The following is an 11451-nucleotide window of genomic DNA, read 5'->3' on the forward strand; positions in this document are numbered from 1 at the left end:
GTGGGGCGCGCTCTCGGGGTGCGTAGGGTCGTACTCATGAGTACAGCAGGCGCGACCGCCGACCCTCTCGCGGCCCTGGGGGCGCTGCCCGGGGTGGCCGAATCCGTGGAGTCCGTACGCAAGTCCGTGGACCGGGTCTACGGGCACCGGATCATGCGGCGGCGCAGCGACGCGATCACCTCCGAGGCGGCCCTGCGCGGTGCCCGTGGCTCGGCGGCGCTGGCCGGCGCGGAATGGGCCCTGGAGGAGGTCCGCCGGCGTACGGACTTCAGCGGCGACGACGAGGCGCGCACCGTGGGTGCCGCTCTCCGGCTCACCGCCGAGGCGGGCCAGCTGCTGTCGATCTGGCGGCAGTCGCCCCTGCGGGTGCTGGCCCGGCTGCACCTGGTGGCGGCGGCCGACAAGGCCGACCAGGTCGGCCGGCCCCGGCAGGAGGGCGAGCCGGTCGACGAGCCGCTCGTCGCTCTGCCGCTGCCGAGCGCGGCCGAGGCGCACGGCCGGCTGGAGGGGCTGGCCGATCTGATCATCGCGGGCGGCACCGCGCCGGCGCTGGTGACGGCCGCCGTGGTGCACGGCGAGCTTCTCGCGCTGCGTCCTTTCACCTCCCACAACGACCTGATCGCGCGCACGGCCGAACGCATCGTCCTGATCGGCAGCGGTCTGGACCCGAAGTCGGTCTGCGCGGCCGAGGTGGGCCACGCCGAGCTGGGCCGCGAGGCCTACCTGGAGGCACTCGACGGGTACGTCTCCGGCACCCCGGAGGGCATGGCCGCCTGGATCGCCCACTGCGGCAGGGCGGTCGAACTGGGGGCGCGCGAGTCGACGGCGGTGTGTGAGGCGCTGCAGCGCGGAGCGGCGTGACGGCGCGGCCGGACCGGCAGAGAAATGCGGCGGTACGAGAACTCGTACCGCCGCTGGCATGAGCATCGGGGTACCAAGCGTCCTCGATATATGCCCATCAGGTCGGGAACTTCGCCCGTCCCTGGTGCGGCTGGCCCGTAATCGACGGGTCGACGTCGCGTGGGTGCCCGGTGTTCATGCTCGGTCCGTGGGGCCAAATGCGTAATGAAGGTGATCCTCTCGGATGTCCTTGGTCTCGCGGGCCGTTGACTCCTTTGTACTCCTGACCCGGAGTAAGCGGAAGTCCAGGCTGCACTTCTTTACTTTTGGGTTCAAATAGGACTTCGGGTAGTCCAGGTCAAGCGACGGTGTCCCGGCGCCGGTTCGCGTACCAGACGAGGCCGGCGGTGGCCGCCGCGGCACCTATCGCGGCCACCGCGACGAGCGCCGGACGCGGCGGTACGGAGAACCCAGGGATGCGCTGCTTGAGCCGGACCGGACGGTGGAAGTCCAGAATCGTCCACCCGCGCGCGAGGGCCTCGCGGCGCAGCGCGCGGTCCGGGTTCACGGCATGGGGGTGGCCGACGACCTCCAGCATCGGCACGTCGGTCGCCGAGTCGCTGTAGGCGTAGCAGCGGCTGAGGTCGTACCCCTCGGAGGCGGCCAGCTCCTTGATGGCCTCGGCCTTGGTCGGACCGTAGGCGTAGTACTCCACCTCGCCGGTGAAGCAGCCGTCGTCGCCCACGACCATGCGGGTCGCCACCACCCGGTCCGCGCCCAGCAGTTCGCCGATCGGTTCGACCACTTCCGCGCCCGACGTGGACACGATCACGACGTCACGGCCGGCGGTGTGGTGCTCCTCGATGAGGGAGGCGGCCTCGTCGTAGATGATCGGGTCGATCAGGTCGTGCAGGGTCTCGGCGACGATCTCCTTGACCTGCTGCACGTTCCAGCCGCGGCACAGCGCGGACAGGTAGGCGCGCATGCGCTCCATCTGGTCGTGGTCGGCGCCGCCGGCCAGGAAGACGAACTGGGCATATGCAGTTCGCAACACGGCCCTGCGGTTGATCAGACCGCCTTGGTAGAACGACTTGCTGAACGTGAGCGTGCTCGACTTCGCAATGACCGTCTTGTCCAGGTCAAAGAAGGCCGCTGTGCGGGGCGACAAGTGGTTTTCCACGCCCCTGAGCATAGGGGCAGCCCATTCGGCGTAAGGTGGGGCGCGTGGGTTTGCCTGAGAGGGCTCTCGGGTACACCATGGAAGTCACGGATCGTTCGCGACCGTGCTAACCCGGTCCGACTCCTCCCCCCCCCGAGTCGGCCGTGGGGACGACCCCCGCTCTCCCCCCCGGCGGGGGTCGTCGCATGTCCGGATGCATTTTCCCCTTCTTCGCGCGGCCAGAGAGCCGTTCTGCCGCCGTGTGGGCAGTGATCTTGACATGCTCATGATCCGTCACGCTGTGTGGTTGTCGGACTGCTCTGTGGAAGTCGCGCGGAGGGCCCTGCGGGCATCACCGGTATGGGTGACGGCGATATTCACAAGTGTCGAGGCGTCCACAGTTATCCACCAAGATCCACACGATTTCCGGGATCGCTGCACCGTGATTCCAGCGCACCTCGCTCGCGGCGGGTTCACGACCCGGCTGCGATTGCCGGTGGCGCTGGGCCGCTTTGTGCCGGCCGTTCAAAGGGAAGCCGCGTCGCCGGTTCTTCCCACGTTTGGGAATCGCGGGGCCGCAGGGGCCGTGCGAGTCATGCAGCGAAGGGGGATGGAGACCGTGGCCGGAACCGTCACACACGATCCGCCGCCGGCCGCCGGAGGGCGGCAGGGCGGGCCACTGATCGTCACCGAGGACACCGAGCTCCTCGACGACCTGCTGCGCCTGTGCGCGGCGGCGGGCGCCACACCCGAGGTGCACCACGGGGTGCCCGACCGCAGAGGCAGCTGGGAGACCGCGCCGCTCGTCCTCGTCGGCGACGACGCCGCCCGGCGGGTGCGCGGGGCCGCGCGCCGAAGGGGAGTCGTCCTCGTCGGCCGGGACCAGGACGACTCCGGGGTGTGGCGGCGGGCCGTCGAGATCGGCGCCGAGCACGTCCTGATGCTGCCCGACGGCGAGCAGTGGCTGGTCGACCGCATCGCCGATGTGGCCGAGGGCGTCGGCCGGCCCGCCCTCACCGTGGGTGTCATCGGCGGCCGGGGCGGGGCGGGAGCGTCCACGCTCGCGTGCGCGCTCGCCGTCACCTCCGCGCGCGAGGGGCTGCGCACACTCCTCGTGGACGCCGATCCGCTGGGCGGCGGACTCGACGTACTCCTCGGCGGCGAGACGGCCGGCGGACTGCGCTGGCCCGCCTTCGCCTCCTCACGCGGCCGGGTCGGCGGGGGCGCTCTGGAGGAGTCGCTGCCCGAGCTGCACTCGCTGCGGGTGCTCAGCTGGGACCGTGGCGACCGGATCGCCGTCCCGCCCCAGGCGGTGCGCGCGGTGCTCGCCGCGGCCCGGCGCCGGGGCGGCACGGTCGTGGTCGACCTGCCGCGCCGCATCGACGACGGCGTCGCCGAGGTCCTCACCCAACTCGACGTCGGCGTGCTGGTGGTGCCCGCAGAGCTGCGCGCGGTCGCGGCCGCCGGGCGGGTGGCGTCCGCGGTCGGCATGGTCCTGCGCGATCTGCGGGTGGCCGTCCGCGGGCCGTACCCGCCCGGGCTCGACGACCGGGAGGTGGCCCGGCTGCTCGGGCTGCCCCTGGTCGGCGAGGTGCCGGCCGAGCCGCAACTGCTGCGGCCGGACGAGGGCACGGCACCCCCGGGCGCCGCCCCGCGCGGACCGCTCGCCCGGTTCTGCAAGGAGTTCTGGGAGCGGGCGCTCGTCGAGGCGGGTGCGGCATGAGCACCCTGGCCGGCCAGCACAGCGCGGAACTGCTCGACGGAGTACGGCGGTGGCTGGCCGAGAGCGGAGCCGAACCGACCCCCGCGCGCGTGGCACAGGCCCTGCGGGAACAGGGCAGGGTGCTCGGGGACGCGGAAGTCCTGGGCGCCGCCGCGCGGTTGCGGTCCGAGCTGGTCGGCAGCGGGCCGCTGGAGCCCCTGCTCGCCGACCCGTCGGTGACCGACGTGCTGGTGTCGGCCCCGGACCGGGTCTGGGTGGACCGGGGCGGCGGCCTGGAGCTCACGCCGGTGCGCTTCGAGGACGCGGCGGCCGTACGACGGCTCGCCCAGCGCCTCGCCGCCGTGGCCGGGCGCCGGCTGGACGACGCCCGGCCCTGGGCCGACGCCCGGCTGCCCGACGGCACCCGGCTGCACGCGGTGCTGCCGCCGGTCGCCGTGGGCTGTGCCTGCCTGTCGCTGCGGGTCGTACGGCCGCGCGCCTTCACACTCGGCGAGCTGGTCGCGGCGGGCACGGTGCCGCCGGGCGGAGACCGCGTGCTGCGCGCGCTGCTCGACGCACGGCTGTCCTTCCTCGTCAGCGGCGGCACGGGCAGCGGCAAGACGACCCTGCTGAGCGCCCTTCTGGGACTGGTGGGACCGGACGAGCGGATCGTCCTCGCCGAGGACTCCTCGGAACTGCGGCCGGACCATCCGCACGTGGTGCGGCTGGAGTCCAGACCCGCCAACCAGGAGGGCGCGGGCCTCGTCACCCTGGAGGACCTGGTGCGCCAGGCGCTGCGGATGCGGCCCGACCGGCTGGTGGTGGGCGAGGTCCGCGGGCCCGAAGTGGTGCATCTGCTGGCCGCGTTGAACACCGGCCATGAGGGCGGCTGCGGAACCGTGCACGCCAATGCCGCCGCCGACGTACCGGCCCGGCTGGAGGCCCTGGGCACGGCCGCGGGGCTCGACCGGGCCGCGCTGCACAGCCAGGTGGCGGCCGCCCTCTCCGTGGTGCTGCACCTCGTACGCGACCGGTCCGGGCGGCGGCGGATCGCCGAGGTGCATGTGCTGGAGCGGGACCCGTCGGGGCTGGTGAAGACGGTGCCGGCGCTGCGGTGGGGAGCGGAGGCCTTCGCGTGCGAGCGGGGTTGGGAGCGGCTGCGGGGGCTGCTTCGGGGTCGGGGAAGCGAGGGCGGACCGGGTGAGGCCGCGAGGGAGGGGACGAGTGATGACGGGAGCGGCTGAGATGTCCATGGGCGCGGCCGTGGCGTGCATGGGGGCGGCGGCCTGGTTGCTGGGTGAGCGTCACTCGACGGCACGGCGGGCGCGGTTGCTGCTCGCGGGCGGCGGGACCGTCGGGAGCGGGCCGCCCGGGTGGCGGCGGATGGCCCAGGGACTGAGGCGGGTCCGCGGGCGGCTGCGGGCCGAGTGGTGGGCGCCGGTGGCCGGGCTGGTGCTGGCGGCGCTCGGGGCGTCGGTGCTGCCGGTCGTCCTGGGAGCGGCCGGCCTGCCGCTGCTGCGACGGGTCCGGCTGGCCGGCCGGGTCCGGCGGGACCGGGAGCGCCGGGCCGACGCGGTGATCGCGCTGTGCGGGGCGCTCGCCGGGGAGGTGCGGGCCGGACGGCAGCCGGGAGAGGCGCTGCTGAGCGCCGCGCGGGATTGCGGCGGACTCGCGGACGCACAGGGGACGGTGCTGGCGGCGGCACGGTTCGGCGGTGACGTGCCCGACGCGCTGGCGACCGCCGCCAGGCAGCCGGGTGCCGAGGGACTGCGGGGACTCGCGGCGTGCTGGCGGGTCGCCGTGGACCAGGGCGCGGGGCTCGCGGCAGGACTCGACCGGCTCGCCGCCGCCCTGCGTGCCGAGCGGGACCAACGCTCCGACCTGCGGGCCCAGTTGGCCGGCGCGCGGGCCACGGCGGTGCTGCTCGCCGGGCTGCCGGCCCTGGGGCTCCTCATCGGCACCGCCCTCGGCGCCGACCCCCTCCATGTCCTGCTGCACACCACGGCGGGCCTGGGCTGTCTGGTGGCCGGCGGTGTGCTGGAGGGCCTCGGGCTGTGGTGGGTGCGGCGGATCGTGCGGGGAGCGGAGGCGGTGGCGTGAGCGGAGAAGTTTTCCACAGGCTGGGGGTGACGGTGGGGGTGCTGCTGGGCCTCTGGTGGTCGGTGCGCCGGCTGAAACAGGCGGGACGCCGCCGGAGGATGCGGCGCCGGCTGGCAGGGCTGTCGCCCCGGGAGGCGACCGCTGGGGCTCCGCGCCTCGCCTTGGGACGGGCCGCGCGGAGATGGCCGGCTTCCCTGGGTGTGGTGTGCGCCGGGTGGGCGCTGATCGGCGGCCCCGTCGGTGTCGCCGTCGGACTGGCCGGCGCGGTGGGGATGTGGCGGTGGCGGCTGCGGCGGGAGACGGACGGTACGGAGACGCGGGCACCCGACCTCGCCGAGGCGGCACGGCAACTGCCCCTGGCCGCCGACCTGCTGGCGGCCTGCATCGCGGCGGGCGCCGGCCCGGTGATCGCCGCGCAGGCTGTGGGCGAGGCCCTGGGCGGGCCGGTGGGCGACGCCCTCGCCCAAGGCGCGGCGGAGGTACGGCTGGGCGGCGAACCGGGCCCCGCCTGGCGGAGGCTGGCCGCCCTCCCGGGCGCCGGAGGCCTGGCCCGGCTGCTCGAACAGGCCGATGTCTGCGGACTGCCGGCCGCCACGCCGGTCGCACGACTCGCCGCCGAGGCCCGTGCCGACTGGGGGCGCGCCGCGACTGCCAGGGCACGCCGGGCGGGCGTCATGGTCAGCGCCCCGGTCGGGCTGTGCTTCCTGCCCGCGTTCATCGCGATCGGCGTGCTGCCCGTGGTGATCGGGCTCGCGGGTGGGGTGCTGGGAGGGGGTGGTGCGTGAGACGGAAACCTGGATCGGCGGCGGAGCAAGTCAGTCACAACCAACAGAAGTTCGGACTCTTTCCTACGGGGGTTGAGATGTATCAGGCGGTACGGGCGCGGCTGGGTGCCCTGGTGTGCGGGGCGCGTGCGGCGCGGAGGGACGCGGGGATGGTCACGTCCGAGTACGCGATGGGAATCGTCGCGGCGGTGGCCTTCGCGGTGGTGCTCTACAAGGTCGTCACGAGTGGTGCGGTCAGCGCGGAGCTCCAGAACATCGTGAAGGAAGCCCTCAATGCGCGGATGTGAGCGGGGCGCGGACCGGGGGTTCGTCACGGCGGAGTCGGCCGTGGTGCTGCCCGTGCTGGTGATGTTCGCGATGGCGCTGGTGTGGGGGCTGCTCGTCGTGGCCGCGCAGATCCAGTGCGTGGACGCGGCACGGACGGGCGCCCGGGCGGCGGCCCGCCAGGACCCGCCCGACGCGGTCGTGCGACTGACCCGCGAGGCGGCACCGCCCGGCGCGAAGGTGACCGTCGACCGGGGCGCGGAACAGGTCCGGGTGGTCGTCGTGGCCGAGCCGCCGGTGCTGCGCGGCCTGTCCTTCGCCGTACGGGAGGAGGCCGTGGCGTCGGTGGAGGAGACGGTGGGGGTGGGCACGTGAGACGACGGGCGGAGGTGCGGGGCCGGAGCCCGGGATGCCGGGGCGTGGGGCGCCGGCCGGTGCGAGGTGCCGCCTCGGACCAGGGGTCCGCCACCGTCTGGAGTGTGGGGGCGATCGCCGTCCTGTGCGTGGTGTTCGGCGTCGTCCTCGCGCTGGGGCAGGCCGTCGTGATCCGGCACCGTGCGGCGGGCGGTGCGGATCTCGCGGCGCTCGCGGCGGCCGACCACTGGGCCGAGGGCGGTACGGCGGCCTGCGCGCGGGCCGGCCGGGTGGCCCGGGCACAGGGCGTCCGGCTCGTGCGGTGCGAGGTCGTCGGGGAGATCTCGGACGTGACGGCGGCGTCGGGCCGGGGGCCGTTCACGGCGGAGGTCAGGGCGCGGGCGGGGCCTCCTTCGGCTCCCTCGGGGCCTCAGCCGACTCCGGTAGGGCTTCCGTCGACTCCGGTGGGGCTTCTCTCGGCTCCTGTGGGGCTTCCATCGGCTCGTCTGGGGCTTCCATCGGCTCCTCTGGGGCTTCGGTCGGCCGCTCCTCCGCCTCCGCCTCCTTCTCCTCGGGAGCCCCCTCCAGCAGCACGGTGAGCAGCCGGACCGCCCCCCTCTTGTGCAGCGGGTCGTTGCCGTTGCCGCACTTGGGGGACTGGATGCAGGACGGGCAGCCGGCGTCGCACTCGCAGGAGGCGATGGCCTGGCGGGTGGCGGTCAGCCAGGTGCGGGCGGTGTGGAAGGCGCGCTCCGCGAAGCCCGCTCCACCGGGATGGCCGTCGTAGACGAAGACCGTGGGCAGGAGCGTGTCCGGGTGGAGCGGGATCGACACGCCGCCGATGTCCCAGCGGTCGCAGGTCGCGAAGAGGGGCAGCAGGCCGATCGACGCGTGCTCGGCGGCATGCAGGGAGCCGCCGAGGATCTCCGGGTTGATCCGGGCGCGGTCGAGCTGGTCCTCGGTGACGGTCCACCACACGGCCCGGGTGCGCAGCGTACGGGGAGGGAGGTCGAGTTTCGTCTCGCCCAGCACCTCACCGGTGATGAGCCGTCGGCGGAGGAAGGAGACGACCTGGTTGGTGACCTCGACGGAGCCGTAGCACAGGCGGCCGTCGCCCCAGGGGACCTCGACGTCCGTCTCCAGGACGGAGATCGCCGTCGTGTCGCGGGCGACCGTGGAGTAGGGCGGCGCGGCCTCCTCGACGAGGGCGACGGAGTCCTCCAGGTCCAGCGAACGCACCAGGTACGTGCGGCCCTGGTGGAGGTGGACCGCACCCTCGTGGACGGTCGAGTGCGCGGCGCCCGCGTCGACCGTGCCGAGCAGCCGGCCCGTGCCGGCCTCGACGACCTGGACCGGCCGCCCGCCCTCACCGCGGATGTCGGTCAGGTCGGCGGCCCGCTCGCGGCGGGTCCAGTGCCAGGCCCTGGTGCGGCGGCGCAGCAGCCTGGCGGCTTCGAGCTGGGGAAGGAGGTCCTCGCAGGCCGGGCCGAACAGGTCGAGGTCCTCGTCCGTCAGGGGCAGTTCCTCGGCGGCCGCACACAGGTGCGGGGCGAGCACGTAGGGGTTGTCCGGGTCGAGGACCGTCGACTCGACGGGCTGGTCGAACAGGGCCTCGGGGTGGTGGACGAGGAAGGTGTCCAGCGGGTCGTCCCGCGCGACCAGGACGGCCAGCGCCCCCTGCCCGGACCGTCCGGCCCGGCCCGCCTGCTGCCACAGGGAGGCGCGCGTGCCCGGGTAACCGGCGATGACGACCGCGTCCAGGCCGGAGATGTCGATGCCGAGTTCGAGGGCGTTCGTCGCGGCGAGGCCGAGCAGTTCACCCGAATGGAGGGCTTGTTCGAGTGCCCGACGCTCCTCCGGGAGATAACCGCCCCGGTACGCCGCGACACGCCGGGCCAGCGACCGGTCGACCTCGGCCAGACGCTCCTGGGAGATGACGGAGATCAGCTCGGCCCCCCGGCGGGACCGTACGAAGGCGACCGAGCGCACGCCCTGCACGGTGAGGTCGGTGAGCAGGTCGGCGGCCTCGGCGGTGGCCGTGCGGCGGACGGGGGCGCCCTTCTCGCCGTGCAGCTCGGTCAGCGGCGGTTCCCAGAGGGCGAACACCAGTTCACCGCGCGGGGAGGCGTCGTCGGCGACTTCCCGGACCGGCAGGCCGGTGAGGCGGCGGGCGGCCACCGCGGGCTCGGCGGCGGTCGCGGAGGCCAGCAGGAACACGGGAGAGGAGCCGTAGCGGGCGCACAGACGGCGCAGCCGGCGCAGCACCTGGGCGACGTGCGAGCCGAAGACGCCGCGGTAGGTGTGGCACTCGTCGACGACGACGTACTTCAGCGACTTCAGGAAGGAGGACCAGCGGGGGTGGGACGGCAGGATGCCGCGGTGCAGCATGTCCGGGTTGGTCAGGACGTAGTTGGCGTACTGGCGGATCCACTCGCGCTCCTCGAACGGAGTGTCGCCGTCATACACGGCCGTGCGCACCGAATGGCCCAACGGATGTGAAAGTTCCTTCACGGAGCGGCACTGATCCGCCGCAAGGGCTTTGGTGGGAGCCAGGTACAGGGCCGTCGCGCCGCGGCCGTTCGGGGCCTCGGCGCCGTCCAGCAGGGTGGACAGGACCGGCACGAGGTAGGCCAGGGACTTGCCGGAGGCCGTGCCGGTGGCGACGACGACCGAAGCGCCGTCCAGCGCGTGCTCCGCCGCGCGGGCCTGATGGGCCCAGGGGTGCCCGATGCCCGCGGCCTGCACGGCCGCCACGACCTCGGCGCGGATCCGGTCCGGCCAGACGGCATGCCGACCCTCGCGCGGGGGCAAGTGCTCCGTATGAGTAATGCGCGAAGCCCTGCTCGGACCGGACGCGAGCCGGTCCAGGACCGCGCCCGGCGCGGGCCGGGAGGCGGGGTCCGTCGGGGTTCGATCGGATCGGTGATTCTTGGCCATCGGCACCGAGTGTGTCACTGGCGTGACGGACAATGGAGCCAAGGCGTCGTGCACGCCTGCCCGTAAGTGATTGAATGCCATCGCGGCTGGCGAACCGTCCAGGGGACGAAGCCGAGGTGCCCCAAGGGCGACCGCTCGATAGCAAGGTGCTGGAGGATCCGTGGACCTGTCCCTGTCGACCGAGACCATGGGCGATCGCACGATCGTCAGGGTCGGTGGCGAAATCGACGTATATACCGCGCCCAAGCTGCGCGAGCAGTTGGTCGAGCTGGTGAACGACGGCAGTTTCCACCTTGTCGTCGACATGGAGGGCGTGGACTTCCTCGACTCCACCGGGCTCGGCGTGCTGGTCGGCGGCCTGAAGCGTGTGCGGGCCCATGAGGGCTCCCTGCGCCTGGTCTGCAACCAGGAGCGCATTCTGAAGATCTTCCGTATCACCGGCCTCACCAAGGTGTTCCCGATTCACACCTCGGTCGAGGAAGCGGTGGCGGCGACCGACTGACCACCGGGCCCGGGCCTCGTGCCCGGGCCGGCCGAAGTCGCGGCAAGAGTTCGGCAGAAGTCAAAGACCGAGGGGGCCCGGGCTTTCGGCGGCCCGGAGCCTCTCGACAGCACGCCCGAAGTTGCGAGGGGGATGCATGGCCACCGTTGAGCTCCGCTTCAGCGCGCTGCCCGAGCACGTCAGGACCGCCCGGCTGGTGGCGGCCGCGGTGGCGCGCAGGGCCGGAGTGGACGAGGCCGTCCTCGACGAGGTCAGGCTCGCCGTCGGCGAGGCCTGCACACGGGCCGTCGGGCTGCATCAGACCGGCGGGATCTCGGCACCGGTGAAGGTGCTGCTGATCGAGGAGGAGAAACAGTTCTCCATCGAGGTCGGCGACGAGGCCCCGCACGCGGTCCCCGGCGATCCTGCGGGCGCCGGACCCGGCGACTTCGACGGTGAGGCCGAGGAGGACGAGATGGGCCTCGCGGTCATCAGCGGACTCGTCGACGATGTCGAGGTAAGCGCGGGGGAGCACGGCGGGTCGATCAAGATGACCTGGCCGACCACCCCGCCGCCGACCATCCTGGCCTGACAGCCACCGCGCACGCCGTACGACGAAGGGCCCCACACCCGTGGGGCCCTTCGTCATGTGCGGGTGTCAGTGGTCGCCTTTACAGTTGTTCCTGTGCCGTTCATCGCGTGAATTCGTTCACGATCACTCGCATGCTCCAAGGCCGTCCGAGAATGCTTTCAGGGCATTACCTCAGAAGGCCAATTCCACTAATCGCGCTCTGTTTTGATCAGGTTCCGGTACCTACAATCCCGTCCA

At 73.3% G+C, this 11451-nt stretch carries 11 protein-coding genes and 1 pseudogene; 10 read left to right on the forward strand and 2 right to left on the reverse strand.

Annotation, left to right across the window (positions count from 1 at the left end; genetic code table 11):
* Positions 1-36: 36 nt before the first annotated feature.
* Positions 37-861 carry an oxidoreductase gene (locus tag ACFZDA_RS26705; protein ID WP_391086207.1) on the forward strand — a complete coding sequence of 275 codons (825 nt, stop codon included), beginning with the start codon at positions 37-39 and terminating at the stop codon, positions 859-861.
* A 337-nt stretch (positions 862-1198) separates the two neighbouring features.
* On the opposite strand, the gene ACFZDA_RS26710 is transcribed toward ACFZDA_RS26705, so the two are convergent.
* Positions 1199-2032 (reverse strand): HAD-IB family hydrolase, encoded by an 834-nt coding sequence (locus ACFZDA_RS26710; RefSeq protein WP_391086209.1) that lies wholly within the window; start codon positions 2030-2032, stop codon positions 1199-1201.
* A 577-nt stretch (positions 2033-2609) separates the two neighbouring features.
* On the opposite strand from ACFZDA_RS26710, the gene ssd reads away from it, so the two are divergent.
* The 7 genes and pseudogenes from ssd to ACFZDA_RS26745 form a co-directional block, all read left to right on the forward strand.
* Positions 2610-3722: a septum site-determining protein Ssd gene (gene ssd, locus ACFZDA_RS26715; protein WP_391086506.1), complete on the forward strand. Its 1113-nt coding sequence runs from the start codon at positions 2610-2612 to the stop codon at positions 3720-3722.
* Positions 3719-4945 (forward strand): TadA family conjugal transfer-associated ATPase, encoded by a 1227-nt coding sequence (locus tag ACFZDA_RS26720; protein WP_391086211.1) that lies wholly within the window; start codon positions 3719-3721, stop codon positions 4943-4945. Before ssd ends, ACFZDA_RS26720 begins: the two co-directional genes overlap by 4 nt.
* Positions 4929-5801: a type II secretion system F family protein gene (locus tag ACFZDA_RS26725; protein WP_391086213.1), complete on the forward strand. Its 873-nt coding sequence runs from the start codon at positions 4929-4931 to the stop codon at positions 5799-5801. The genes ACFZDA_RS26720 and ACFZDA_RS26725 overlap by 17 nt, the downstream gene beginning before the upstream one ends.
* Complete coding sequence (locus ACFZDA_RS26730) at positions 5798-6586, forward strand: type II secretion system F family protein (RefSeq protein ID WP_391086215.1); 789 nt, start codon at positions 5798-5800, stop codon at positions 6584-6586. The genes ACFZDA_RS26725 and ACFZDA_RS26730 overlap by 4 nt, the downstream gene beginning before the upstream one ends.
* Before the next feature lie 77 nt (positions 6587-6663).
* The gene (locus ACFZDA_RS26735; RefSeq protein WP_306965063.1) at positions 6664-6873 is read left to right on the forward strand and encodes a DUF4244 domain-containing protein; all 210 of its coding nucleotides are present in this window, start codon (positions 6664-6666) and stop codon (positions 6871-6873) included.
* Positions 6860-7225, forward strand: coding sequence for a TadE family type IV pilus minor pilin (locus ACFZDA_RS26740; RefSeq protein ID WP_373432223.1), 366 nt, complete (start codon positions 6860-6862; stop codon positions 7223-7225). The genes ACFZDA_RS26735 and ACFZDA_RS26740 overlap by 14 nt, the downstream gene beginning before the upstream one ends.
* 59 nt (positions 7226-7284) lie before the next feature.
* Positions 7285-7554, forward strand: a pseudogene (locus tag ACFZDA_RS26745) (Rv3654c family TadE-like protein); the annotation flags it as partial.
* A 40-nt stretch (positions 7555-7594) separates the two neighbouring features.
* Here ACFZDA_RS26745 and ACFZDA_RS26750 read toward each other — a convergent pair.
* Positions 7595-10222 (reverse strand): DEAD/DEAH box helicase, encoded by a 2628-nt coding sequence (locus ACFZDA_RS26750; protein WP_391086218.1) that lies wholly within the window; start codon positions 10220-10222, stop codon positions 7595-7597.
* Positions 10223-10301: 79 nt separating this feature from the next.
* Here ACFZDA_RS26750 and bldG point away from each other — a divergent pair, with 79 nt between their 5' ends.
* Entirely contained in the window at positions 10302-10643 is a 342-nt protein-coding gene (gene bldG, locus ACFZDA_RS26755; RefSeq protein ID WP_003991900.1) for an anti-sigma factor antagonist BldG, read from the forward strand.
* Between the two features lie 136 nt (positions 10644-10779).
* Positions 10780-11214: an ATP-binding protein gene (locus tag ACFZDA_RS26760; protein ID WP_391086220.1), complete on the forward strand. Its 435-nt coding sequence runs from the start codon at positions 10780-10782 to the stop codon at positions 11212-11214.
* Positions 11215-11451 lie beyond the last annotated feature (237 nt).

Source organism: Streptomyces sp. NPDC007991, from assembly GCF_042958445.1.
Classification (GTDB): Bacteria; Actinomycetota; Actinomycetes; order Streptomycetales; family Streptomycetaceae; genus Streptomyces.

What these genes read in the sequence shown, in the direction of transcription:
- ACFZDA_RS26705 (WP_391086207.1), top strand. Translation starts at nt 37, where the DNA reads ATGAGTACAGCAGGCGCGACCGCCGACCCTCTCGCGGCCCTGGGGGCG.
- ACFZDA_RS26710 (WP_391086209.1), bottom strand. Translation starts at nt 2,032, where the DNA reads ATGCTCAGGGGCGTGGAAAACCACTTGTCGCCCCGCACAGCGGCCTTC.
- ssd (WP_391086506.1), top strand. Translation starts at nt 2,610, where the DNA reads ATGGAGACCGTGGCCGGAACCGTCACACACGATCCGCCGCCGGCCGCC.
- ACFZDA_RS26720 (WP_391086211.1), top strand. Translation starts at nt 3,719, where the DNA reads ATGAGCACCCTGGCCGGCCAGCACAGCGCGGAACTGCTCGACGGAGTA.
- ACFZDA_RS26725 (WP_391086213.1), top strand. Translation starts at nt 4,929, where the DNA reads ATGACGGGAGCGGCTGAGATGTCCATGGGCGCGGCCGTGGCGTGCATG.
- ACFZDA_RS26735 (WP_306965063.1), top strand. Translation starts at nt 6,664, where the DNA reads ATGTATCAGGCGGTACGGGCGCGGCTGGGTGCCCTGGTGTGCGGGGCG.
- ACFZDA_RS26740 (WP_373432223.1), top strand. Translation starts at nt 6,860, where the DNA reads ATGCGCGGATGTGAGCGGGGCGCGGACCGGGGGTTCGTCACGGCGGAG.
- ACFZDA_RS26750 (WP_391086218.1), bottom strand. Translation starts at nt 10,222, where the DNA reads ATGGCATTCAATCACTTACGGGCAGGCGTGCACGACGCCTTGGCTCCA.
- ACFZDA_RS26760 (WP_391086220.1), top strand. Translation starts at nt 10,780, where the DNA reads ATGGCCACCGTTGAGCTCCGCTTCAGCGCGCTGCCCGAGCACGTCAGG.